19 protein-coding genes and 1 pseudogene are annotated in these 24,293 nt (G+C 72.5%); 9 read left to right on the top strand and 11 right to left on the bottom strand.

What is annotated here, in order from left to right:
- Positions 1-83 precede the first annotated feature (83 nt).
- Both N8I84_RS22130 and N8I84_RS22125 read right to left on the bottom strand, forming a co-directional pair.
- Positions 84-1,010, bottom strand: coding sequence for a zf-HC2 domain-containing protein (locus tag N8I84_RS22130; protein WP_263231126.1), 927 nt, complete (start codon positions 1,008-1,010; stop codon positions 84-86).
- Positions 1,000-1,587: an RNA polymerase sigma factor gene (locus tag N8I84_RS22125; RefSeq protein ID WP_263231125.1), complete on the bottom strand. Its 588-nt coding sequence runs from the start codon at positions 1,585-1,587 to the stop codon at positions 1,000-1,002. Before N8I84_RS22125 ends, N8I84_RS22130 begins: the two co-directional genes overlap by 11 nt.
- 408 nt (positions 1,588-1,995) lie before the next feature.
- Here N8I84_RS22125 and N8I84_RS22120 point away from each other — a divergent pair, with 408 nt between their 5' ends.
- Positions 1,996-4,143 carry a SpoIIE family protein phosphatase gene (locus tag N8I84_RS22120; RefSeq protein ID WP_263234854.1) on the top strand — a complete coding sequence of 716 codons (2,148 nt, stop codon included), beginning with the start codon at positions 1,996-1,998 and terminating at the stop codon, positions 4,141-4,143.
- A 48-nt stretch (positions 4,144-4,191) separates the two neighbouring features.
- Here the strand turns inward: N8I84_RS22120 and N8I84_RS22115 are convergent, their stop codons facing one another.
- Positions 4,192-5,139: an MIP/aquaporin family protein gene (locus N8I84_RS22115; RefSeq protein ID WP_263231124.1), complete on the bottom strand. Its 948-nt coding sequence runs from the start codon at positions 5,137-5,139 to the stop codon at positions 4,192-4,194.
- Between the two features lie 255 nt (positions 5,140-5,394).
- On the opposite strand from N8I84_RS22115, the gene N8I84_RS22110 reads away from it, so the two are divergent.
- The 3 genes from N8I84_RS22110 to N8I84_RS22100 all read left to right on the top strand — a co-directional run bounded on the left by N8I84_RS22110 (position 5,395) and on the right by N8I84_RS22100 (position 10,339).
- Positions 5,395-7,362: an NAD-binding protein gene (locus tag N8I84_RS22110; protein ID WP_263234853.1), complete on the top strand. Its 1,968-nt coding sequence runs from the start codon at positions 5,395-5,397 to the stop codon at positions 7,360-7,362.
- Between the two features lie 130 nt (positions 7,363-7,492).
- On the top strand, positions 7,493-9,343 hold the full coding sequence (locus tag N8I84_RS22105) for a S9 family peptidase (RefSeq protein ID WP_263231123.1): 1,851 nt from the start codon (positions 7,493-7,495) through the stop codon (positions 9,341-9,343).
- Positions 9,344-9,391: 48 nt separating this feature from the next.
- Positions 9,392-10,339 carry an SURF1 family protein gene (locus tag N8I84_RS22100; protein WP_263231122.1) on the top strand — a complete coding sequence of 316 codons (948 nt, stop codon included), beginning with the start codon at positions 9,392-9,394 and terminating at the stop codon, positions 10,337-10,339.
- A 59-nt stretch (positions 10,340-10,398) separates the two neighbouring features.
- Here the strand turns inward: N8I84_RS22100 and N8I84_RS22095 are convergent, their stop codons facing one another.
- The 4 genes from N8I84_RS22095 to N8I84_RS22080 form a co-directional block, all read right to left on the bottom strand.
- Positions 10,399-11,760 (bottom strand): hypothetical protein, encoded by a 1,362-nt coding sequence (locus tag N8I84_RS22095; protein WP_263231121.1) that lies wholly within the window; start codon positions 11,758-11,760, stop codon positions 10,399-10,401.
- Positions 11,757-12,353, bottom strand: coding sequence for a SigE family RNA polymerase sigma factor (locus N8I84_RS22090; RefSeq protein WP_263234852.1), 597 nt, complete (start codon positions 12,351-12,353; stop codon positions 11,757-11,759). Before N8I84_RS22090 ends, N8I84_RS22095 begins: the two co-directional genes overlap by 4 nt.
- Positions 12,354-12,818: 465 nt before the next feature.
- Positions 12,819-13,898 carry an aspartate-semialdehyde dehydrogenase gene (locus N8I84_RS22085; protein WP_263231120.1) on the bottom strand — a complete coding sequence of 360 codons (1,080 nt, stop codon included), beginning with the start codon at positions 13,896-13,898 and terminating at the stop codon, positions 12,819-12,821.
- Complete coding sequence (locus N8I84_RS22080; protein ID WP_263231119.1) at positions 13,895-15,187, bottom strand: aspartate kinase; 1,293 nt, start codon at positions 15,185-15,187, stop codon at positions 13,895-13,897. Before N8I84_RS22080 ends, N8I84_RS22085 begins: the two co-directional genes overlap by 4 nt.
- A 338-nt stretch (positions 15,188-15,525) precedes the next feature.
- Between N8I84_RS22080 and N8I84_RS22075 the strand changes: the two genes are divergently transcribed.
- Positions 15,526-16,260: a sulfite exporter TauE/SafE family protein gene (locus N8I84_RS22075; RefSeq protein WP_263231118.1), complete on the top strand. Its 735-nt coding sequence runs from the start codon at positions 15,526-15,528 to the stop codon at positions 16,258-16,260.
- 25 nt (positions 16,261-16,285) lie between these two features.
- Here N8I84_RS22075 and N8I84_RS22070 read toward each other — a convergent pair whose 3' ends face one another.
- The 3 genes from N8I84_RS22070 to N8I84_RS22060 all read right to left on the bottom strand — a co-directional run bounded on the left by N8I84_RS22070 (position 16,286) and on the right by N8I84_RS22060 (position 18,026).
- The gene (locus N8I84_RS22070) at positions 16,286-16,945 is read right to left on the bottom strand and encodes a DUF5063 domain-containing protein (RefSeq protein ID WP_263231117.1); all 660 of its coding nucleotides are present in this window, start codon (positions 16,943-16,945) and stop codon (positions 16,286-16,288) included.
- On the bottom strand, positions 16,938-17,537 hold the full coding sequence (gene recR, locus N8I84_RS22065) for a recombination mediator RecR (protein WP_103837909.1): 600 nt from the start codon (positions 17,535-17,537) through the stop codon (positions 16,938-16,940). Before recR ends, N8I84_RS22070 begins: the two co-directional genes overlap by 8 nt.
- Before the next feature lie 150 nt (positions 17,538-17,687).
- Positions 17,688-18,026 carry a YbaB/EbfC family nucleoid-associated protein gene (locus tag N8I84_RS22060; RefSeq protein WP_103837908.1) on the bottom strand — a complete coding sequence of 113 codons (339 nt, stop codon included), beginning with the start codon at positions 18,024-18,026 and terminating at the stop codon, positions 17,688-17,690.
- A 386-nt stretch (positions 18,027-18,412) separates the two neighbouring features.
- Between N8I84_RS22060 and N8I84_RS22055 the strand changes: the two are divergent.
- Positions 18,413-19,175: pseudogene (locus tag N8I84_RS22055) on the top strand (SLATT domain-containing protein).
- Positions 19,176-19,203: 28 nt separating this feature from the next.
- Here the strand turns inward: N8I84_RS22055 and N8I84_RS22050 are convergent.
- Positions 19,204-21,084 (bottom strand): serine/threonine-protein kinase, encoded by a 1,881-nt coding sequence (locus tag N8I84_RS22050; RefSeq protein WP_263231116.1) that lies wholly within the window; start codon positions 21,082-21,084, stop codon positions 19,204-19,206.
- A gap of 199 nt (positions 21,085-21,283) precedes the next feature.
- Between N8I84_RS22050 and N8I84_RS22045 the strand changes: the two genes are divergently transcribed.
- From N8I84_RS22045 to N8I84_RS22035, 3 genes are all read left to right on the top strand, one after another.
- Positions 21,284-22,639 carry an aspartate aminotransferase family protein gene (locus N8I84_RS22045; RefSeq protein WP_263231115.1) on the top strand — a complete coding sequence of 452 codons (1,356 nt, stop codon included), beginning with the start codon at positions 21,284-21,286 and terminating at the stop codon, positions 22,637-22,639.
- 105 nt (positions 22,640-22,744) lie between these two features.
- Positions 22,745-23,449 (top strand): GntR family transcriptional regulator, encoded by a 705-nt coding sequence (locus N8I84_RS22040; protein WP_263231114.1) that lies wholly within the window; start codon positions 22,745-22,747, stop codon positions 23,447-23,449.
- Between the two features lie 166 nt (positions 23,450-23,615).
- Entirely contained in the window at positions 23,616-24,266 is a 651-nt protein-coding gene (locus N8I84_RS22035) for a hypothetical protein (protein WP_263231113.1), read from the top strand.
- Positions 24,267-24,293: the final 27 nt, after the last annotated feature.

Raw genomic sequence — 24,293 nt, 5'->3', positions numbered from 1 at the left:
GAATCAGGGCTTGCGCACCATCGGGCACGGCACGCAGGGCAGGGCGGACGACCGAGCAGTTCACCGCCCATGCGGCGCTCGTCCTACGCCAGACCGGATGCGCCGAACTGAGCCGTGGCCAGGACCGTCCCGTCGGGAGCCGCCAGTCGGGCGCCCGCCAGTGTCGAGGCATCGACGGGGGCGGGGCCGGCCCAGTAGCCGTAGCCCTTGTGCAGGGTCAACTCGCCGACGCGGACCGTGCTGCCGTCGTGCCGCACCAGCAGGCAGGAGACCTTGCCGTCGTACGGCGTCCCGGCGTCGGCCAGATCGACGGACATGTAGAGCCAGCCCTGGGGCCCGGGGTGGGCGTAGATCTCGCCCGCCGACTTCCCGAAGGCCCGGGCCGAGACCAGTGAGGCCCTCAGCATGCCCGTGGGTGCCCCGGCGGGGTTGGAGGGGCCGGCCGCGAGCTCCTCGATCGCCGTGCCGACGGCCCAGCCGCCGAACCCGAAGGCGAGGGCGAGGGCGGCCACGGCGGAGGCGACCCGCAGCCGTACCCGGCGCCCGCGCCGGCTCTGACGGGGGATGCCGGCCTCGCGGGCGCGCGAACGCCCTTCGTGCGCCGGAGTTCCCTGCGCCTGTGCGCCGTTCGTCTGCATACCCTCGACCTGCACACCGTCGACCTGCGCGCCCTCGACCGGCACACTCTCGACCTGCACCCCGTCGCCGACCTGCGCACCCGGGGCCTGCGCGTCCTCTGTCCGCACATCCTGGGCCTGCTCACCCTGCCCCTGCGCGCTTCGTGTCAGCGCCTGCGCCACCCGGGTCTCGAACCCGACCGGCGGCTCACCGCACGGAAGCAGCCCGATCAGCCGGTCGCCGACGAGAGTGAGCTGCGCGACGTACTCCCGGCAGTCCGCGCACCGGTCCAGATGGGCGACCGCCCCGGCGCGTTCCCGGCCGGGAAGCACGCCGAGGGCCAGCTCGGCGCCGATCTCCCGCACCTTCTCGCAGGTCACGTCACTGGGCATGGTCCCTCCCCTGGGGAGGGGCGAGGGTGGTGCGCAACTTGCCCATCGCCGTCCTGATGCGTGTCTTGGCGGTGCCCAGCGGGATGTGCTCCCAGTCGGCGATCTGCTGGGCCGTCATTCCGTATATGCCCGCCATCACCAGGGCACGGCCCTGTTCGCGCGGGAGCTGCGCCACCGCGGCCCGCAGCCGCGAGGAGGCCTCGTCGGCCAGGGCGTACTGCTCGGGTGTCTCGCTGACGACGCCCAGGATCGCCTCGAGGTCGTCGGGCGCCAGCGGCTCCGGCCGCCGGGACCGGACGGCGTCGATGGCGAGGTTGTGGGCGATGGTGGTCAGCCAGGTCGTCACGGAACCCCGGCGGGAGTCGTAGATCTGTGCATGGCGCCACGCCCGTTCGAACGTCTGCTGGGCGATGTCCTCGGCGAGCTGCGGGTCCCCGGTGACGGCGACGGCGACACCGAAGACCTTGTGCTGGAACCTCCGTACGAAGGTGACGGCGAGCTCCGGATCGCCGGTGGCCAGCCCGGACAGCAGAGCCTCGTCCGGGAGACGGCCCACCGGGAACCGGAACCTCTGCATACCGCTATATACGGCCTGCTCGCGCCGAGGGATTGCCCGGCCGCGCCAGGGGACTGCCCGCCCGCCACGGAAAGTCATGACCGCGTCCGTGCCGGCAGCGAAGGCCGGGGGGCGGTGCCGACGGCTCGGTTGGAGTTCATGGCGACTCCGGCTGGGCTCGGGTACGGCGTCCCCGGATCACCACCCGCAGGTGACATCTGCCTCAGATGGGATCCAGTCCCACAAATCCATCCTATCGTCCATCACTTTGGGTGAAATCCGCAGTGCGCGGCCACCACGGCCCTCGCCTTCCGGCCGCCGGGCACCTGCCGCGCCGGGAGGAACGGCGAGAACGGTCCGGCAGCCCGCCCGAGCGGCGACGCTTGCGATGTCAGCACCCTCCGATGGGCGTATTGTCCGGATATGGCCATGGGTGGCGGCGACGAGCCGAAGGGCACGGCTCCGGCGCTGGGCGATGCCCCCGACGGACTGGAGGATGCCCTCGACACGGTCCTGGCCACGACGGTGCGCCGCACCGGAGCCTCCATCGGCGGTATCTACCTGATCGAGGAGGCGGAGCCGGTGCTGCGGCTGGTGGCCGTATGCGGCATGCCTCTGGAGTTCACCTCCCCATGGCGGCGGCTGCCGCTCACCGCTCCCGTCCCGCTCGCCGACGCGATCCGCGAGGAACGGCTGGTGTGGATCGGGGACCAGAGCGACATGGCCCGCCGGTACCCGCGTGTCGCGGCGGTCCTGCCCTACAGGTTCCCGCTCGCCGCGCACGCCGTGACCGGAATGCGCCGCTGCTGGGGCGGACTGGTGCTGATGTGGCCCGCCGACCACGCCCGGAGGCCCACCTCCCGCGAACGCCACCACATCACCTCCAGCGCCCGCCGTCTGGCCCGTCTCCTGGACCACGCGTCACGCCCGCCCACGCTTCCCGACCAGCCGCGCATCGTCTCCCTCGACGCCCCGCGCCACCCCGCCCACGTCGGCCTCGTCGCCGTCGACTACGCCGAACGCCTCCCCGAGGGCGCCTTGGCCCTCGATCTGGAGGGCAGGATCACGTTCGTCACCAAGACCGCCGCCCGCCTGCTGGGCCGCGACGACGGCCGACTGCTGGGCACCCGGCCCTGGCAGTCGCTGCCGTGGATGGACGACCCCGTGATCGAGGACCACTACCGCACGGCCGTGGTCAGCCGCGCCCCCCTGTCCTTCACCGCCCTGCGCCCACCGGACCAGTGGCTGACCTTCGAGCTCTACCCGGACACCAGCGGCATCAGCGTCCGTATAACCCCTGCCGCGGAGCAGTCCACACCGAGTACGCGTCCCCGGCCGGTCACGGTGACCCCGACCGGCCGTCTGTACCAGCTGGTCCACCTGGCCGCCGCGCTCACGGAAACGGTGAGCGTGCGCGACCTGTTCGAGCTGATCGCGGACCAGATCCTCCCCGCCTTCCGCGCCCAGGGCCTGGTGCTGTCGGCCGCCGACGCCGGCCGTCTGAAGATCCTCGGCTCGTTCGGCTACCCGCCCGAGGTCGTCGACCGCCTGGACGGGCTCATGCTGGACACCGACCTCTCCCCCGCCGGGCAGGTCCTCGCCACCGGCACCCCCGCCTTCTTCGCCAGCCCTCCGGAACTGTCCCGCAGTTACCCCGATGCGCCCCTGCTGAGCGGCAAACAGGCCTGGGCCTTCCTCCCTCTGATGATCACGGGACGGCCGGTGGGCTGCTGCGTCCTCTCCTACGTCCGGCCCCACACCTTCTCCGCCGACGAGCGGGCCGTCATGACCTCACTGGCCGGGCTGATCGCGCAGGCCCTGGACCGCGCCCGGCTGTACGACGCCCAGCACGGCGTCGCGCACGACCTCCAGCAGGCACTCCTGCCGCGCGCCCTGCCGACCGTGGCCGGACTCGACGTGGCCGCCCGCTACCTGCCCGCGAGCCGCGGCGTCGAGGTCGGCGGCGACTTCTACGACCTGCTGCGCCTCGGCGCCACCACCGCGGCCGCCGTCATCGGCGACGTCGAGGGCCACAGCATCGCCGCGGCCGCCCTCATGGGCCAGGTGCGTACCGCCATCCACGCCCACGCCACCGCCGGCGCACCCCCGGACCAGGTCCTGGCCTGCACCAACCGGCTCCTCGCCGACCTGAACTCCGGTCTGCTCGTCTCCTGCCTCTACGCACAGCTCGACCTGGCCGGCCGGGAGATCGCCCTTGCCAGCGCCGGCCACGTTCCGCCGCTGCTGTGCCACGGCTCCCACGAGGCCGGCCTGCTTCAGGTGGAGCCCGGACCGCTGCTCGGCGTCGACGTCGACTTCCGGTACCCCGTCACCCGCGTGCCGCTCCCCGCCGACGCCCTGCTGGCCTTCTACACCGACGGCCTCGTCGAAGTCCCCGGCACCGACACCAGCCGGGCCACCGACGCCCTGGCGCGGTATCTGGCCGACGTCCGCGACCATGCGCTGGAGGACGTGATCGACGGCCTGGTCCGCCACGTCTGGCCCAGCGGCCGGCACACCGACGACATCGCCGTCCTCCTGCTGCGCGCGCCCGGTGGGCATCCGGTCTCCGGTTGAGATTCCTTTGCGCTGAGATGCGGGCGTCCGGTTCAGGCGGGCCGCCGGTCACTCCTCGTCCGTGGCCTCCGCCGGACGGGCCCGGCCGGGTTCCGGCCGCTCGCCGCGCTGTGCCCGGATGTGCAGGACGTCGCCGATGAACAGGTCGTAGACCAGGACCCCGACCACACCGCCGACGAGAGGACCGACGATCGGGATCCACCAGTAGTCGCTGAAGGAGCCGGGGAGCGTGCCGGGCAGCGCGAGGCTCTGCCAGCCCGCCACCCAGGTGAACAGGCGGGGGCCGAAGTCCCGGGCGGGGTTGATGGCGTACCCGGCGTTCGCGCCGTAGGACATGCCGATGGCGGCGACCGCGAGGCCGATCACGAAGGGCCCCAGGTTGGCCCGTACCCCCGTGTTGCGCAGGTCGATGACCGCGACGACGAACACGACCAGGAAGGCCGTACCGACGATCTGGTCCACGAGCGGACCCCAGATGCCGCCGTGGAAGAACGGCGCGGGGAACGTACCGAAGATCGAGAAGCTGGCGAGCGTGTGCCCGTTCGTCTTCGGCCCCGTCATGGCGTGATCGAAGGTGTTGATCGCGTCGTGGTAGACCGCGTACACCAGCGCTGCCCCGCCGAACCCGCCGGCCAACTGCGCGAACCAGTACGGGAGGACCTTGGGCCAGGGGAACCGGCGGCGCACCGCGAACGCCAGCGTGACCGCCGGATTGATGTGGGCGCCGCTGACGCCGCCCGCGACATAGATGCCGAACGTCACGGCGAGGGCCCAGCCCCAGGTGATCAGGAGCCAGTCGCCGGCGCTGAGGAAGAAGACGGTGGGTCCCGCGGTACGGCCGGATCCCGGCAGCGCGGCGACCGCCGTCGCGACCGAACCGCATCCGAACGCGACGAGGACGAACGTCCCTAGGAACTCCGCGAGGCACTCGCCCAGCAGGCCCCCTCGGCGCCTGAGGCGGGAGGGTGTGAGCAGAGGCGGGGTTTCCACAGCCATGATGGCCCCCTCAGGGACTGTTCCGGCCGGTGACGGGCTCGTTCCCCGGCCGCGGTCGAGGACGCCGGTCGAGCACACCATGAGTATGACTCAAGGACAGCGGCCCCGCTCTTCACCGTCGTCACCGTCACCCGTGCGGGCGAGACCCGACGCCTCTCGCGCCTCTGTGGAACCAGCACCCCCGATACGGCAGTCTTTCTCCCCGTGGGGGCAGGGGTTCCGCAGCAGAACGGGTCGGGTGACGGCGTCCCGCACATGGTGGTGTGCGGGGACGACGGGCTCGCGCACCGGCTGGCCGCCGAGTTGCGCGGGGTTTACGGCGAGCAGGTGACGCTCGTCGTCCCGCCCGCCGTCCGGGTCGCCCGGCAGCCGGTGGTGGGCCGTGCCCGCGCCTCGACGCTGCTCGACCGGGTCTCCGCCGCGGTCACGCGCGCGGCGGGCAACGGTCATGGCAACGGCAACGGCAACGGCAACGGCAACAGTACGGACGGGCGCGCCACGGGATCCGGCGGCGGCGGCCGCAGCACCGAACCCGCCGGTTCGGTACGGATGGTGGAGGCTCCCGAGGCGTCCGAGGCCGTGCTCGCGGAGGCCGGCGTGGACCGGGCGGCGGCGCTGGCGCTCGTCTATGACGACGACGAGACCAACATCCGCGCCGCGCTCACCGCCCGCCGCCTCAACCCGCGGCTGCGGCTCGTCCTGCGCCTGTACAACCGGCGGCTCGGGCAGCACATAGAGGCACTCCTCGACCAGGCGGCGGCCCTGGCGTCCGGCTGGACCGGCGACGCCGAGGCGTTCGACGCGTCCACGACCGTGCTGTCCGACGCCGACACCGCCGCGCCCGCCCTGGCCGCGACCGCCGTCGCCGGCACCACCAAGGTGGTGCAGACCGACGGGCTGATGCTGCGGGCCGTGGAGCGCCCGCCGCCACGGCCGGGTCAGGTCGCCGACCCCGGGCTGTGCACGCTGGCGTTGCTGTCCGCGACGGTCAACGCCCCGGCCGGGGGCGACGGCTTCGACGGCTTCGACGGCGAGCAGGGTCCCGAACTCCTGCCGGACGAAAGCGCGGTGGCGGAGGCCACCGGACGCGGCACCATCGTCCTGGAGACCGTCTCCTACACCGGTCCGGCGCTGCCCGCCGGGCGCAGTGTCGTACCGCTCGGCTCGCTGTTCTCGCGGCGGCTGCGCTGGTCGGTCGCCGGGCTGGTGGGCTGCGTGGTGGGACTCGCGATCGCGTCGATGGCGGTCACCGGTGAACCCCCGCTGCGCGCCACCTACTTGACGCTGCTGGACCTGTTCGCCATCGACAACCCGGCCATCGGTGAACCCGTCGGGCGGCAGATCCTGCAACTGCTGTCCTCGTTGGTCGGGTTGCTGCTCCTTCCCGTGCTGCTGGCGGCCGTGCTCGAAGCCCTCGGCACCTTCCGCAGCGGAACCGCGCTGCGCAGACCGCCGCGCGGGCTGTCCGGACACGTGGTGCTGCTCGGCGTCGGCAAGATCGGCACCCGGGTCATGACCCGGCTGCGGGAGCTGAAGATCCCGGTGGTGTGCGTGGAGGCCGACCCGGAGGCGCGCGGCCTCGCGACGGCCCGGCGGCTCCGGGTGCCGGTCGTGCTCGGGGACGTGACACAGGAAGGTGTGCTGGAAGCCGCCAAGATCCACCGGGCGCACGCGCTGCTCGCCCTGACCAGCTCCGACACGACGAACCTCGAGGCCGTCCTGTACGCCCGTTCGGTACGCCCCGACCTGCGGGTCGTCCTGCGCCTGTACGACGACGACTTCGCGACCGCCGTCTACCGCACCCTGCGCGCGGCGCACCCGCACGCACAGACGCGCAGCCGCAGCGTGTCCCACCTGGCCGCGCCGGCGTTCGCCGGGGCCATGCTGGGCCGGCAGATCCTGGGGGCGATCCCGGTGGAGCGGCGGGTGCTGCTGTTCGCCGCCGTGGACGTGGCCGGGCATCCGCAGCTGGAGGGGAAGACGGTCGCCCAGGCGTTCCGCGCCGGGGCGTGGCGGGTGCTCGCCCTGGACACGGCGGCGCCGGGAGAACACGGCCGGACGCCGGACCCGGAGACGCGCCCGCCCGACCGCGCCTCGGGCCTGGTCTGGGACCTGCCGCCCACCTACGTTCTGCGCGCGGAGGACCGAGTGGTCCTGGCGGCGACGCGGCGCGGTCTCGCTGACCTGCTGGGGCGCAGGCGCCGGGAGCCGCCCGGGGCCTGATCCTGCCCACGAGCGTGCCGAGGGGGTGGAGCCGAGTTGTCCACAGGCTAGGACCTCGTCTGCGGGCGAGTTGTCCACAGGCTGCGGACCGCACCCGCGGGAAGTGGGGCGGGCCAGGCACTATGGGGCCATGACTGAGAGCAACGGGTCCACGTCGCCCCAGCGCGGCGGGGACATGCCGGACTGGGAGAAGCGCTTCCGGGCGCCGCGGGTGTCACTGCCGGACTGGGCGGAGGACGCGCCGCACCGCTCGCTGTTCGTCTCCAACGCCACCGGGACGTACGAGCTGTACGCCTGGGACCGCGTCACGGGTGAGCAGCGCCAGGTCACGGACCGGGCGACCGGCACGACGGAGGGCGTGCTCACGCCGGACGGCGAGTGGATCTGGTGGTTCGACGACACGGACGGCGACGAATTCGGGATCTGGAGACGCCAGCGGTTCGTGCCCGGTGCCTCCGGTGCGGGTGCCGGGCCCGACGAGCCGGCGGCTCCCGGACTCGAGCCGTCGTACCCGGCTGGGCTCGCGATCGGGCGGGACGGGCGGACGGCGGTCGTGGGCCGCTCGACCGACCAGGACGGTTCCACGATCCATCTCGTGCGGGCCGGCCGGGAGCCGGTGGAGATCTACCGGCACCGCGAGTCGGCCGGGGTGGGCGACCTCTCGCATGACGGCTCGCTGATCGCGATCGAGCACACCGAGCACGGCGACGCGATGCACTCGGCGCTGCGCGTGCTGCGGCCGGACGGTTCGACGGTGGCGGAGCTGGACGACACCAAGGGCGGCACGGTCGAGCTGGGCCTCGAGGTCCTGGGCTTCGCTCCGGTCGACGGGGACACCCGGTTGCTCATCGGGCACCAGCGGCGCGGCCGGTGGGAGCCGCTGGTGTGGGACGTCGCCTCCGGCGAGGAGACGGACCTGCAGCTGGACCTGCCGGGTGACGTGGCCGCGGAATGGTATCCGGACGGCTCAGCGCTGCTGATCGTGCACGGTTTCGAGGCCCGCAGCGAGCTGTTCCGCTACGACCTGGCCACGCGGGAGCTGGTGCGGGTGCCGACACCGCCGGGCACGGTGTCCGGGGCGACGGCCCGGCCCGACGGGACCGTGGAGTACCTGTGGTCGTCCGCGGCCGAGCCCCCGGTCGTCCGGTCCACTTCGGGCAGGGTGGTGCTGGATCCTCCCGGGATCAAGGCGCCCGGGTCGGTGCCGGTGGAGGACGTGTGGGTGGACGGACCGGGCGGCCGCATCCACGCGCTGGTACAGCGGCCGGCGGGGGCTTCAGGCCCGCTGCCGACGGTCTTCGACATCCACGGCGGCCCGACCTGGCACGACAGCGACTCCTTCGCCGCGGGCCCGGCGGCCTGGGTGGACCACGGGTACGCGGTGGTGCGGGTCAACTACCGCGGTTCGACGGGGTACGGGCGCGAGTGGACGGACGCGCTCAAGCACCGGGTCGGGCTGATCGAGCTGGAGGACATCGCGGCGGTCCGGGAGTGGGCGGTGTCGTCCGGGCTCGCGGACCCGGAGCGGCTGGTGCTGACGGGCGGCTCGTGGGGCGGCTACCTGACGCTGCTCGGGCTCGGCACCCAGCCCGAGCTGTGGACGATCGGGATCGCGGCGGTACCGGTCGCGGACTACGTCACGGCGTACCACGACGAGATGGAGGCGCTGAAGGCGATGGACCGGACGCTGCTCGGGGGCACGCCCGAGGAGGTGCCCGAGCGGTTCGAGGCGTCGTCGCCCCTCACCTACGTCGACGCGGTGAAGGCACCGGTGTACATCTCGGCGGGGGTGAACGACCCGCGCTGCCCGATCCGCCAGGTCGAGAACTATGTGAACCGGCTCGCCGCGCGGGATGCGGTGCACGAGGTGTACCGGTACGACGCGGGGCACGGCTCGCTGGTGGTCGACGAGCGGATCAAGCAGGTCCGGCTGGAGCTGGACTTCGCGGCGCGGCATCTGGGGGGTGGTGCCGTGGAATAACGGGCCCCAGGGGCGGGCCCGCGGTGGTGGCACCGTACCGTTGAAGGCGTGTACCGGTTTCTGCTGACGCCCCGCTGGTGGGGGATCAACGTCTTCGTGCTGCTGGCCATCCCCTTCTGCATCTTCATGGGGTCGTGGCAGCTGGGCCGGTTCGAGGCACGGGTGCACGAGCAGCGGGCGGCGAGCGAGCAGGTCACCGCGGACCGCAAGGAGGCGGCCCGGCCGCTGGCCGAACTGCTGCCGGTGGACAAGAGGACGTCCGGGAAGCAGGCCACGGCCCGCGGGCGGTACGGCAAGCAGTTGCTGGTACCGGACCGGGATCTGGACGGCAAGCGCGGGTTCTACGTGCTGACCATGTTGCGGACCGACGGCGGCAAGGCGCTGCCGGTGGTGCGGGGCTGGCTGCCGGGTGACGCCGACCCCGCGAAGGCCCCGGCGCCGCCGGCCGGCGAGGTCACCGTCACGGGCGCCCTCCAGGCCCCGGAGAGCCCGGGGTCGAACGGGGTGAGCGCCGCGGGCGGACTGCCGGCCGGGCAGACGGCGGACATCAGCACGGCGACGCTGGTGAACCTGGTGCCCTACGACCTGTACGAGGCGTGGATCACTCTCACCAAGGCCGACAGCGGGATGAAGGCGGTACCGGCGACGGCGCCCCAGGGGAGCGGACTCGACCTGAAGGCGTTCCAGAACCTGGGTTACACCGGCGAGTGGTTCGTCTTCGCGGGCTTCACGGTCTTCATGTGGTTCCGCCTGCTGCGCCGCGAGGTGGAGTACGCCCGCGACGCACAGCTGGGCCTCGTACCGGAAGGGCCGGACACCGGCACGACCGGCGAGGCCGCGCCCTCCCGGGCGGCCGGCGAGGAGTCGGCCACCCGGGAGTCGGCCTCAGGCGGGGAAGCCGTCGGTGAATCGGCCGCAGGCGAAGAAGCCGTCGGCGAGTCGGCCTCAGGCGAGGACGCCGTCGGCGAAACCCCGACGCCGGCCGCCAAGGCCTGAGGCGGGGCCGGGCGGCCGCTGAGAGCAGGTCGGGCCGGCGCGCGGGGGCTGCCGCGGGCTCAGGACCCCGCCAGCATCCCCGTGTGGTAGATCGTGCCGGCGCAGGCGTTCGCGATCGTGGTCGAGGAGCTCGCGGCGCCGGTGCCCGGGGTGAGGGAGACGGTCACGCTGCCGTCGGCCACGCCGTCCTCCGTCATGAGCTGCGGTGCCGTGCCGCTGCTCTCCGGGCTGGAGCCGCCGCCGCTCGTGCTCGTGCTGTCCGAGGGGCTGGGGTCGGGTGAGGCGCCCCCGCCACCCCCGCTGCCGCTGCCCGTGGTCGGGCAGGTCTCCGAGGGCACCCAGGCGAACTTGACCTCGTACGCCGCCCCGGGCTTGAGCACCAGGGAGGAGACTTCCTGCGTGGGGTCGGGCAGGCCGGTGGCCGGGTCGCCGGCGACGTGGTTCACCACGGTGATCTTGGTGGGGTCCGCCGCGCCCTGGGTGGCCGTCGTGACGGTGCCGCTGCTGGAGACGGTACAGCTCGTGGTGGAGGTGTTGCCGACCCGGAACGTGCCGTAGACCGCGCCGGTGGAGTCCGGGGCGGCCGCGGTGGCGGTCGGCTGGCCGATCTGGGCCGCGGTGCACGCAGGTGCGGTCTGCGCGGAGGCCGACGGGTTCGTGCCGCCGGTGGCGCCGTCGGCCGTCCCCTTGCCCTTGTCCTCCTTGCCCTTCTGGCTCCCCTTGCCCGTCTCCTTGGACGTCCCGGCCGATCCGGCGGAGCCGCTGGAGCCGCCGTCCGGGCCCTTGCCCTGGTCGGCGCTGCCCCGGGCCTGTGAGGCCTGGCCGGCGATGGACGGGTCGGCGTTCGAACCAGTGGCGTCCGAGACATGGACGAGGGCCGGGATCGCGGTGCCGATGAACAGGGCGGCGGCCGCCATGCCGACCACGGCCTGCCGCTTGCGGGCCCGCCGGGCGGGTACCGCGCGCCGCAGATGGTCGAGGCTGCCCTCACGCGGCTCGATGTCGCCCACGGCCTGGTGCAGCATCCGCCGCAGCGCCAGTTCGTCCGAACCGAGCCCCTCGGGCGTCCCGTCGTCGCCGGCGGGCAGATCCTCGCCACCGCCGCCGGAGCCCGACCCGGCCCCGCCGCCCCCGAGCGCCGCCAGGAGCCGGTCCCGCCCCGCGCCGGGGTCGTCACCGGCACCGCCCGTGTCCCTGCCGAAGGCGTCGGAGAGGTGGTCCGCGTCGGCGCGGTCCTGTCCGGTGTCCGCACGGACGTGGTCGTCGGGGCGGTGGTTCACGGTTCCGTTCCCAGCGTGCTGCTCGTGGTCGGCCTCGAGGGACCCCGGCCGGTCCGTCGGCTCGTGCCACTCGTACGGTTCGTGTCGTTCGTGGGAGTCGCTCCCCCAAGGGGTGGTGCGCCGCTCCTCGTACTTGCTCATGCCGATGCCCCCATGGCGACACGGAGCGCCGCGATGCCGCGCGAGCCGTACGCCTTCACCGAGCCCAGCGATATCCCCAGCGTCTGCGCCACCTGAGCCTCGGTCATATCGGCGAAGTAGCGCAGCACCAGGACCTCACGCTGACGGCGCTGCAGGCCCTTCATCGCCTTGATCAGCGAGTCGCGCTCCAACTGGTCGTACGCGCCCTCCTCCGCGCTCGCCATGTCCGGCATCGGCTTCGTCAGGAGCTTCAGGCCGAGGATGCGGCGGCGCAGCGTGGAGCGCGACAGGTTGACGACGGTCTGGCGGAGGTACGCGAGCGTCTTCTCCGGGTCGCGGACGCGCTTGCGCGCGGAGTGCACGCGGATGAACGCCTCCTGGACGACGTCCTCGCAGGACGCGGTGTCGTCGAGGAGGAGCGCCGCCAGACCCAGCAGGGAGCGGTAGTGGGCGCGATAGGTCTCGGTGAGGTGGTCGACCGTGGTGCCGGCGACCGTGGTCTCCTCAGCGCCCTCGCGCTGGTTCGGTATGCGGGTGGGCCGCGCTGCGGGCATGGGGGCGATCACCGGCATGCCGCCGGGCGCGCCGGGCATCCGGGGGCGGCGGGGCGGACGAAGGGCCGCGCCCCTCGCCTGTACCGCGGTGAATTCGAGTACCTCTGCCACGCCAGTTGGACACGTCTGACCCCGCCAGGGTTGTACGCGACAGGCATCACGTTCGCGTCGGACAGCACATCCGTCTGCACGTCCCCTCCTGCGCCCCCCAGCGCACCGGACCGTGCGTCAAGTGCCCTCATGCGTACCAGCTCTTCCCCTATGCCCCGTGTGTGGTGGTGCCCAGCCCCCCGAAGGGCGACCGCAAAGACGCTCCCCGCCCTGGACGCGGTTGCGGAGGGCGGGGAGTGAAATCTTCGAACGCCGAGAGACTTCGATTCAAGGTCCGGACCACGGGATGGTCCGTGCAACCCACACAGATCCTACAAACGTTTCAGCCAACGGCCAGGGGTTTCCGGCCGCCCGCCGCCAGTCGGGGCTCCAGGTCGGCCGTCTGTCGGGGCTCTACGCGGTGGCGCCCAGTTCTTCCGCCACCAGCTCGGCGATCTGCGCGGTGTTCAGTGCGGCGCCCTTGCGCAAGTTGTCGCCGCAGACGAAGAGTTCGAGCGCCGTCGGGTCGTCCAGGGCCCGCCGGACCCGACCGACCCACGTGGGGTCGGTGCCCACCACGTCCGCGGGCGTGGGGAATTCGCCCGCCTCCGGGTTGTCGAACAGGACGACGCCGGGCGCTGTGGCGAGGATCTCGCGCGCCCGGTCCACCGTGACCTCGCCCTCGAAACAGGCGTGGACGGTCAGCGAGTGCGTGGTGACCACCGGCACACGGACACAGGTGACGGCCACACGCAGCTGGGGCAGCCCCAGGATCTTGCGGGACTCGTCGCGGACCTTCATCTCCTCCGAGGACCAGCCGTCCTCGCGCGGCGACCCGGCCCACGGCACGACGTTGAGCGCGACGGGCTCCGGGAAGGGCCCGGTGTTGTCGCCCACCACGCGCCGTACGTCACCGGGCTTGGTCCCCAGCTCCGTGCCCGCGACCAGCGACAGCTGCTGCCGCAGGGTGTCGATGCCCGCGCGGCCCGCGCCGCTCACGGCCTGGTACGAGGAGACGACCAGCTCACGCAGCCCGAACTCGGCGTGCAGGGCGCCGAGAGCCACGATCATCGACAGCGTCGTGCAGTTGGGGTTGGCGATGATGCCGCGCGGCCGCACCCGGGCGGCGTGCGGGTTGACCTCCGGCACGACCAGCGGAACGTCGGGGTCCATGCGGAACGCGCCCGAGTTGTCCACCACGATCGCGCCCAGCGCGGCGGCGATGGGCGCCCAGTGCGCCGCGACCTCGTCCGGTACGTCGAACATCGCGACGTCGACGCCGACGAACGCCTCTTCCGAGATCGCCATGACCTCGACCTCCTCGCCGCGCACGGCCAGCTTGCGGCCGGCCGAGCGCGGCGAGGCGAGCAGACGGATCTCGCCCCAGATGTCCGCGTGCTGGGACAGGATCTGGAGCATGACCGAACCGACGGCCCCGGTCGCACCCACGACCGCGAGCGTCGGCTTCGTCCCCCCACGGGGGAGCCCGGTCATCGCCCGGTGCCTCCGTAGACGACCGCCTCGTCGCTCTCGGAGTCCAGACCGAACGCGGTGTGCACCGCACGGACCGCCTCGGGCACGTCGTCCTTGCGCGTGACGACCGAGATACGGATCTCGGAGGTCGAGATCAGCTCGATGTTCACGCCCGCGTCGGACAGCGCGGTGAAGAAGTCGGCCGTGACGCCCGGGTTCGTCTTCATCCCGGCGCCGACGAGGGAGATCTTGCCGATCTGGTCGTCGTAGCGCAGCGAGTCGAAGCCGATCGCGGTCTTGGCCTTCTCCAGGGCGTCGATCGCCTTGCGCCCCTCGCTCTTCGGCAGAGTGAAGGAGATGTCCGTGAGCCCCGTCGACGCGGCCGACACGTTCTGAACGACCATGTCGATGTTGATCTCTGCGTCGGCGATGGCGCGGAAGATCGAGGCGGCCTCGCCCGGCTTGTCCGGCACGCCGACGACCGTGATCTTGGCCTCGGAGGTGTCGTGAGCGACACCGGAGATGATGGCCTGCTCCACCTTCGTTTCCCCTTGCTGCTGTGTCTTCTGAGCGACTGGCTCGCTGCTGACCCACGTGCCCTGGAGCCCGCTGAAGGAGGAGCGGACGTGGATCGGGATGTTGTAGCGGCGGGCGTACTCCACACAGCGGTGGAGCAGCACCTTGGACCCGGACGAGGCAAGCTCCAGCATGTCCTCGAAGGAGATCCAGTCGATCTTCCGGGCCTTCTTCACCACGCGCGGGTCGGCGGTGAACACGCCGTCGACGTCGGTGTAGATCTCGCACACCTCGGCGTCGAGGGCGGCCGCGAGCGCCACCGCCGTGGTGTCCGAGCCGCCACGGCCCAGCGTGGTGATGTCCTTCTTGTCCTGGCTGACGCCCTGGAAGCCCGCGACGATGCAGATGTTGCCCTCGTCCAGCGCGGTCCGGATGCGGCCGGGCGTGACGTCGATGATCCGGGCTTTGTTGTGGACCGAGTCGGTGATGACACCTGCCTGGCTGCCGGTGAACGACTGGGCCTCGTGCCCCAGGTTTTTGATCGCCATGGCCAGCAGTGCCATGGAGATCCGCTCTCCGGCGGTCAGCAGCATGTCGAGCTCGCGCCCGGCAGGGATCGGGGAAACCTGCTCGGCGAGATCGATCAGCTCGTCCGTCGTGTCGCCCATCGCGGAAACCACGACAACCACCTGGTTGCCGTTCTTCTTCGCTTCCACGATCCGCTTGGCGACGCGCTTGATGCCTTCGGCATCGGCTACGGAGGAGCCTCCGTACTTCTGCACGACAAGGCCCACGTGCGCTCCTCGCTCAGTCCGTCTCTTTCCGCGCCTGCGAGACGCAGGTGCGGTCGGCTCAGTCTATCGAGCGACCCAATTTCCCTTCCGGGATACCGCATGGTGAGATGTCCCGCTCACGCGCGGATCATCCCGGTTTTCTTCGGACGTACGACGGCCGTACGACGGTTTTTCACCACCGCTTTCCGTCGGCGCCCGAGGCCGCTCAGCACGGCATCTGCCCCAGGGCCGGGACGGTACGCGAAACGTGCCGCGAGTCACAGCCCGAAGGTGTGAATCACCTTTCAAGCATGAGTGCCATGGACGCGTGACGCCCTTGGGCGCGAGGATGCCGACCCGTGACGCATGGGTGGGCGGGAGACGTGCTGCTGGCCGGGATCGTGCTGTTCGGCGGGTGTGTGCAGTGGCTGACCGGGATGGGGTTCGCTCTCGTCGCCGTGCCCGCCCTCGTGCTGCTGCTCGGTCCCGCCGAGGGCGTCGTGCTCGCCAACTGCGCCGCGGGGGCCATCAGTGTCGTCGGGATCGCCGAGGGGTGGCGCAGGGTGCGGGCCCCGGTGATGGTGCCGTTGTGCATCGCCGCCGTGATCACCGTGCCCGCCGGGACGTGGGTGGCCCGGCAGCTGTCGGAACCCCTGCTGCTGGCGTCCATGGGGGCGCTCGTCACCGTGGCGGTGACGCTGGTCATGCGGGGTCTGCGGGTGCCCGCCCTGCGCGGCGGCCGGGGGGCCGTCGTCGCCGGAGGCCTGGGCGGGTTCATGAACTCGGCCGCCGGGGTCGGTGGACCGCCCGTCTCCCTGTACGCCCTGAACGCCGACTGGAGCGTGCGGGAGTTCGTGCCGAACGCGCAGTTCTACGGCGTCGTCGTGAACGCGGTGTCCGTGGCGTCCAACGGACCGCCCCGGCTCACCGCGCCCGTCTGGGCCCTCGTAGTCCTGGCCCTGGCGGCGGGGGCCCTGATCGGCAGGGCGCTCGCCGGACGCGTGCCCGAGCGGCGCGCCCGGGCCCTCGTCCTGCTGCTCGCGCTGGCCGGAGGTCTGAGCACCCTCGGAAAAGGTGTCGCCGGGCTGGTGTGAGCGCCCGGCCCGTGTCCCCGCGGGCCTACTTCACCGACCGCAGTCCCAGCGGGTCCGCGATCTCCTTGGCCATGACCCGGCCGGCCTCCTCCGCGAGTATCTCGTCACCGAGGTCCTGGTCGGTGTCGAGGCCGTCCAGTTCCTCCAGGGGCTGGTTCAGGCGGACGTGCGCGACCACGGACTGCAGGGCGCGGAGCGTGGCGGAGGCGGTGGCGCCCCAGTTGGAGAAGTACGAGAACTGCCACCACCACAGGGCCTCCGTGGTGCGGCCCGCCCGGTAGTGGACCATGCCGTGGCGCAGGTCCGTGATGACGTCCGCCAGGTCGTCGGAGATACGGGCCGGGACCGGGGCCTTGCGCGGCTCGTACGGGTCGAAGACCTCGGAGTAGACGTCGATCGGGTCCAGCATGGCGGCGAGCCGTTCACGCAGCTCGTCCACGTCCGGCTCCGGGCCCGGGTCCGGCTCGTAGCGCTCGTCGGGGACGATGTCCTCGTGCGCGCCGAGGCGGCCTCCGGCCAGGAGCAGCTGGGAGACCTCCAGCAGGAGGAACGGGACCGCCGAGTCCGGCTCGTCGCCCTTCGCGACCTCCGTGACGGCGACCAGGAAGCTCTCGATCTGGTCCGCGATCTGGACCGCGAAGTCGTCCGGGTCCTGCGTCGTCGCGTGCAGCGTGGCGTCAGACATCTAGGAGTCGTCTCCCCTCGAAGGCGCGGCCGAGGGTGACCTCGTCCGCGTATTCCAGGTCGCCACCCACCGGGAGGCCGCTGGCCAGGCGGGTGACCTTCAGGCCCATGGGTTTGATCATCCTGGCGAGGTACGTCGCCGTGGCCTCGCCCTCCAGGTTCGGGTCCGTGGCCAGGATCAGCTCGGTGACCGTGCCGTCGGCCAGTCGCGCGAGCAGTTCACGGATGCGCAGGTCGTCCGGGCCCACGCCCTCGATGGGGCTGATCGCGCCGCCGAGCACGTGGTAGCGGCCTCGGAACTCGCGGGTCCGCTCGATTGCGACGACGTCCTTCGGCTCCTCCACCACGCAGATGACGGACGGGTCGCGGCGGGCGTCGCGGCAGATGCCGCACAGCTCCTCCTGCGCGACGTTGCCACAGGTCGCGCAGAAGCGGACCTTCGCCTTCACCTCGAGCAGCGCCTGGGCGAGGCGGCGCACGTCCGTCGGCTCGGCCTGCAGGATGTGGAAGGCGATCCGCTGCGCGCTCTTGGGACCGACGCCGGGCAGCCGCCCCAGCTCGTCGATGAGGTCCTGGACCACGCCTTCGTACAACGGACTGCCTTTCCTGAAGAGCTTCGGTACGGCTTCGGTACGTACCGTAGCCGGGCTCGGTTTCTTCGTACGTACGGTAGTTGGCGCTTGCCTTTCGCAGAAGGGACGGTCCGGTGGACACCCTTCCCCGGGCGGGACCGCCCGGTGGGCTCAGAACGGCAGGCCGGGGATGCCGCCGCCGAGACCCTGGGCCAGCGGGCCGAGCTTCTGCTGCTGGAGCGCCTGCGCGTTCTCGTTGGCCGCCTGGACGGCCGCGACGATCAGGTCGGCGAGGGTCTCGGTGTCCTCCGGGTCCACCGCCTTGGGGTCGATGACCAGGGCGCGCAGCTCGCCGGCACCGGTGACCGTCGCCTTCACCAGGCCGCCGCCCGCCTGACCGTCGACCTCGGTCCTCGCCAGCTCCTCCTGCGCGTTGGCGAGGTCCTGCTGCATCTTCTGCGCCTGCTGGAGCAACTGCTGCATGTTCGGCTGCCCACCACCGGGAATCACGATCAGCTCCTGCCTCGTACGGTTCGGCTCGGATGTGCGTATGCGAGTACGGATGTCAGGGCGGGGTTTGCCGCCTCGGCACGAGCCTACGTGGTCACCGGGGTGCGCGCTGGGGTAGCCCGTCCGGACTCGGTTCCCACCCACGGCGGCACTCTTTCGAGTGAGTTTGCCGAGCGTCGTATACCCGACCAAGGCCCCCTTCCGGGCGGAAAAGCCGCGAAACCAGGTTGCCCGCCACCCGCCCGGCGGTAGGAAGGGTGCGGCGCTTCAGCACCATGCGTCACGAGCACACTGCGGGGGTGCACGAAGTGAGCAGCGCACGTACCGCGGAACGTGCAGGGGATTGTGCATCGCGGAACGTCATAGCCGTAGGTAGGGAGTGCCGGGTGAGTCAGCCGGAGATGCAGCCCGAGGGTCCGCTCCAGGACGGGCGGGGCGACGGAGCGGCGGGGCTGCGGCCGGGCGACCCGGGCGACCCCGGTGCCCCCGGCGACCTCATGGGCCGGTCGTTCCCGCACGGCGACTGGGGGAGCCGCGCAGCGGCTCGACGAGCTGTACCGGTGGGTGGAGCGGCGGGCGCTGGAGACGGCGGCCTGGTACCTCGCGAACCGGGTGTGGAAACGGCGGGGGGCGCAGGCGTTGCGTGCGGGCGCGGCGGTGGGCGCCGTGTGCGGGGCCGCGCTGCCGCTGCTGGATCTGACCGGGGTGGCGGACGGGGTGGCGCCGTGGGCGTATCTGTCGCTGCTGGTGGGGGTGGCGTGTGTCGCCGGGGACCGGTACTTCGGGGTGACGTCCGGATGGATGCGGGACGTGGCGACGGCACAGGCGATCGGGCGGCGGCTTCAGGCGCTGCAGTTCGACTGGGCCTCGGAGAGCGTGCGGGAGGTGCTGGGGCCGACGGAGGGGACCGCGGCGGAGGCCGCGGAGCGCTGCCTTTCGGTACTGCGGCGGTTCTCCGAGGACGTGACGGAGCTGGTGCGGGCGGAGACGGCGGACTGGATGGCGGAGTTCCGCACGGGGTCGGCACCGCTGGCGATGCAGTCGTCGGGCGCGGCGGCGCCCCGCCCCGAGGGCACCCTGCCGGGGCGGTTCCCGCCGCCGGGCGCACGGCCCAACATGCCCCGGCAGCGGCCGCCGGAGGCCAGGTGACCGGGTGACCGGGTGACCGGGCCTGTGCCTACCCCGTTTTCGTGTAGGTCAGGGCCTCGCCGGTGGTCGTGTTCACGCGCTTGAGGCGGCCGTCCGGGAGCAGCGTCAGCTCTGACGCGCCGCCCGGGGTGCAGGACGACGCCGGCCGGCCGCCGCCGACCGTGGACGGGCCGATCCGCAGCGGGCCGTTCACGGCGGGCTTCTCGGCCAGCTCGGCCCGGAAGACGCAGTGGTACGTGTCGCCGTCGGCGGTCAGCGACAACACCGTGTCGCCCACCCCGCCCTGCTGGATGACCAGGCGCCGGGTGTTGTGCCCGGTGGCGTTGTCGATCGCGGCGGTCCAGGTGCCGAGGTAGGCGTCGGGGACGGCCCCCGGAGAGCCGGTGCCGGCTGAGACCGACGCCGACGCCGAGGCCGACGAGGACGGCTGCCCGGGCGTGCTCGGGCCGGGGGTGGTGGACGGGGCGGAGGTCCGCGACGGGGTGCCGCCGCCGGTGGTGCCGGTCCCGTCCCCGCGCAGCACCGCGTACACCGAACCGCCCGCACCGAGGGCGACGACCAGGGCGACCAGGATCAGCAGGGCGGTGAAACGTCCGCTGCGCCGCGCAGGCGCCGGGTCACCGTACGCGGACGGACCGTACGGCGGCGTGCCCCAGCCTGCGGGGGCGGGCGGCCGCGGCTGCTGCGGCGGAGGTCCGAAGACGCCGGGCGGTGGCGGTACCGCGCCGTAGGGGGCGCCCGAGGCGGGGGGCGGCCCCGGGATCGTGGAAGCCGACAGAGGTGCCGGAGCCGTGGGCGCATCCGCAGTGCCGGGAGCCCCCGATCCCGCCCTCTCAGGAACCCCGGGCCCCTGCGGGCCCTCCGGACCCCACGGCCTCTCCGGACGCCCCGGCCTCTCCGGACCCCCAGGCCTCTGCGGACGCTCCGGACCATCCCATTCCTCAGGGTCCTCCGGTTCCTCCGGATCCTCCGTGTCCAGCAACCGCACCGCATGGCGCCCCAGCTGGGCGACCAGGGCGCCCGGCAGCCACGGGTCGCGGCTGCGGCCCTCGCTGAGCGTGTCGTCGGCGCCCGTGCGTTCCAGGATCTGCGCCGGGGTCGGCCGCGCGGCCGGGTCCTTGCGCAGGCAGTCCCCCACCAGTTCCGCCAGCCCCTCCGGCAGGCCCTCCAGGTCCGGGTCCTCCTGTGCGATGCGGAACATCAGGGCGTGCACCCCGCTGTTCGCGCCCCCGAAGGGAAGGGCGCCCGTGGCGGCGTACGCGAGCACGGAGCCCAGGCAGAAGACGTCGCACGCGGGTGTGACGCGGTCGCCCCGCACCTGCTCGGGCGCCATGAACCCGGGCGACCCGACGAGCGCCCCGGTGCGCGTGAACCCGGCGCCCGTGAGGGTCTCCAGCGCGCGGGCGATGCCGAAGTCGATGACCCGGGGGCCGTCGATGGTCACGAGGACGTTGGACGGTTTCAGGTCGCGGTGGATCAGCCCGGCGGCGTGGATGTCCTGCAGGGCGTGGGCGAGCCCGGCGGCCAGCACGCGCACGGACCGCTCCGGCAGCGCACCGTGGTCCTGCGAGACGACGGTCTGGAGGGTCGGCCCGGCGACGTACCCGGTGGCGACCCAGGGGATGTCGGCCTCGGTGTCGGCGTCCAGGACGGGCGCGGTCCAGTACCCGCCGACCCGCCGCGCGGCCTGCACCTCCTGCCGGAAGCGGGCCCGGAACTCCTCCTGCTCGGCCAGCTCCCGCCGCACGAGTTTCACCGCGACCGTACGGCCCCGGTCGGAGCGGGCCAGATACACGCTGCCCATACCGCCGGCCCCCAGCCGCGCCAGCAGCCGATAGCCCCCGACGCTCCCCCGGAGCTTGAAGCCCGGGGGGACCCCCAGTGGATCCCCGGTCCCCAGCCGTTCCATCGCCGCCTCACCTACCCCCCTGTGCGTGCGACAGCCAGAGAATAGTGCCGCCCCAGAGGGAGTCGGCGGCAGCGGCGTGCACGGTTCCGTAACGGGCCGCGTCGAGGCGCCCCGCACCCGACAACCTGTCGCGGAATACCCCTGAGCGCAGACATCCCGCCCATGTCCCGCCCGACTCCGCCGCTCCTAGCCTCGCCGCATGATCCCTCAGACCGACCCCCAGGCCGGCGCCGCCGTCAAGGCCGCGGACCGTGCGCACGTCTTCCACTCGTGGTCAGCGCAGGAGCTCATCGACCCGCTCGCCGTCGCCGGTGCGGAGGGGTCGTACTTCTGGGACTACGACGGCAACCGCTACCTCGACTTCACCAGCGGGCTCGTCTTCACCAACATCGGCTACCAGCACCCCAAGGTCGTCGCCGCGATCCAGGAGCAGGCCGCGACCCTGGCCACGTTCGCGCCCGCCTTCGCCGTAGAGGCCCGTTCCGAGGCCGCCCGGCTGATCGCCCGGCGCACCCCCGGCGACCTGGACAAGATCTTCTTCACCAACGGCGGCGCCGACGCGGTCGAACACGCCGTGCGCATGGCGCGCCTGCACACCGGCCGGCCCAAGGTGCTGTCCGCGTACCGCTCCTACCACGGCGGCACACAGCAGGCCGTGAACATCACCGGCGACCCGCGCCGCTGGGCCTCCGACAGCGGTGCGGCGGGCGTGGTGCACTTCTGGGCGCCGTTCCTGTACCGCTCGCGGTTCTACGCCGAGACCGAGCAGCAGGAGTGCGAGCGGGCGCTGGAGCACCTGGAGACGACGATCGCGTTCGAGGGCCCCGGCACGATCGCCGCGATCGTCCTGGAGACCATCCCCGGGACCGCCGGGATCATGGTCCCGCCCCGCGACTACCTCGCGGGCGTGCGCGAACTGTGCGACAAGCACGGGATCGTCTTCGTCCTGGACGAGGTGATGGCCGGGTTCGGACGCACCGGCGCATGGTTCGCGGCCGAACTGTTCGACGTGGTCCCGGACCTGATGACCTTCGCCAAGGGTGTGAACTCCGGCTATGTGCCGCTCGGCGGTGTCGCCATCTCGCCGAGGATCGCCGAGACCTTCGGCAGGCGGCCCTACCCGGGCGGCCTGACCTACTCCGGTCACCCGTTGGCCTGCGCCGCCGCGGTCGCCACGCTCGAGGTGATGGCCGAGGAGGGCGTCGTCGCGAACGCCGCCGTGATCGGCGCGCAGGTCATCGAGCCGGGGCTGCGCGCGCTGGCCGAGCGGCACCCGTCGGTGGGCGAGGTGCGCGGCGTCGGCATGTTCTGGGCCCTGGAGCTGGTCAGGAACCGTGAGACCCGGGAGCCGCTGGTGCCGTACAACGCCACCGGTGAGGCGAACGCCCCCATGGCCGCGTTCGCCGCCGCCGCCAAGGCGCACGGTCTGTGGCCCTTCATCAACATGAACCGCACCCATGTCGTCCCGCCCTGCACGATCACCGAGGCGGAGGCGAAGGAGGGCCTCGCGGCCCTGGACGCGGCGCTGTCCGTGGCCGACGAGTACACGGTCTGACCGGCTGCATCTCAGACAGGGCGCTCATGGGCTCCCCACCGCGTAAGGTGACGTGTCTCCGGCAGGAACACGCACCCGTACGCGGATGGGGGGACCCAGACAACGATGCCCGGCAATGGCGCCGTCACTCGTAGCACCTTGCGGCAGCAGATCGCGGACGCGCTCCGCGACGAGGTGCTGGCCGGCCGGTTGCAGCCGGGGCAGGAGTTCACGGTGAAGGAGATCGCCGAGCAGTACGGCGTCTCCGCGACCCCTGTCCGCGAGGCGCTGGTCGACCTGTCGGCGCAGGGTCTCCTGGACGCCGTCCAGCACCGGGGTTTCGAGGTCCGCGCCTACTCCCTGGACGACTACCGCGGCATGATCGAGGCGCGCAGCCTGGTCACCGACGGCATCTTCCACCGCCTCATCGAGGACGGCGTCGGCGCAGGCCACCGCAGGTCCGCCGCGGACGACCCGCGCCGCACCGCCGCCCTCGCCGCGGTGCGCCGCCGCGGCGAGGAGGCCGAGCGCGCCGCCACGGCCGGCGACCTGAACGTCCTCATCGGCTACGACCTGCGCTTCTGGCGCGAGCTGAGCGCCCTGTACGGCAACCCCTACCTCGCCGACTTCCTGCACCGGCTGCGCGTGCAGTCCTGGGTGTGCGCGGTGCAGCACCTGCGCCGGGTCACCGATCTGAAGGGCCGGCTGTGGGCCGGGCACACCGAACTCGTCGACGCCCTCGCCCGCCGCGACCCCGCCGCCGCGCACGCCGTGGTCGCCGCGTACAACGCGCACTCCCTCGCGCTGCTGGAGCGGCTGGCCGCTGGTTGAGCACGCGGCAGGCCGACTCCCCTTTCACCGACGCCATGTAAGTGGGTGGGCGGGGTGTGGGTATGGGACCTGCACGGCCCTGCACGGCTGAGCGCGACCGGCCGCCCGCACGCCCGCACGCCCATTACGCTTCCTGCACCACACCGATAACCCAAGGAGCTTACTGTTGGCCTGTGACCTGTGGCTGGTCCCGCTCGTCGACGTGTTGTGCCACACCCCCGACAACCCGTTCGCCGAGGAACTCGCCCTCTACGACAAGGTGCTGGGCGAGGCCGGACTGCCGCCGGTGCCGGTGTACCAGTACATGCCGGGCCTGACCGGTGAGGTGGCCCCCGTCGCGGGATTCGACTACGACGCGCTGCACTTCCTGCGCCGCGCCTATCTGCTCCAGGTGTGCGGTCTCGCCGTGACCCCGGTCGACGAGCTGGGCGGCGACTACGAGCAGCTCCTGGAGATGTTCGAGTCGACGGCCCAGCAGTCGCACCTGGTGTGGCACTACGACCACGCCGGCGCCTACGTCCCGGTGGACTTCCCGCAGCCCCTGTCGAACGACGAACTCCTTGCGGGCGGCGGCCCGTTGGGCTCGTCGCAGGCGTTGCTGCGGGAACTGGAGTTCGTGGGCCCGTCGATCGGCATCGATCCGGCGAACCCCCCGGCCGCCCCGGACCCGCCGCTCGCCCCCACGTCCCTGGAGGAACCCGCGCTTCCGGCTCCGTACGACCCGAGCCCGTTCGCCCGCGAACGCCATGTGTGGCTGGGCCTGCACGCGGCGGCGACGCGGAGCCTGGCGCAGGGTTCGATGATCGTCTTCAGCTGAGGCCGGGGAGGGGCTCCCGGTGGACGC

Source organism: Streptomyces cynarae, assembly GCF_025642135.1.
In the GTDB taxonomy this organism is placed as follows: Bacteria; Actinomycetota; Actinomycetes; order Streptomycetales; family Streptomycetaceae; genus Streptomyces; species Streptomyces cynarae.
The sequence above is the reverse complement of the archived record's forward strand: the minus strand, read 5'-3'. Positions and strand labels throughout refer to the sequence as shown.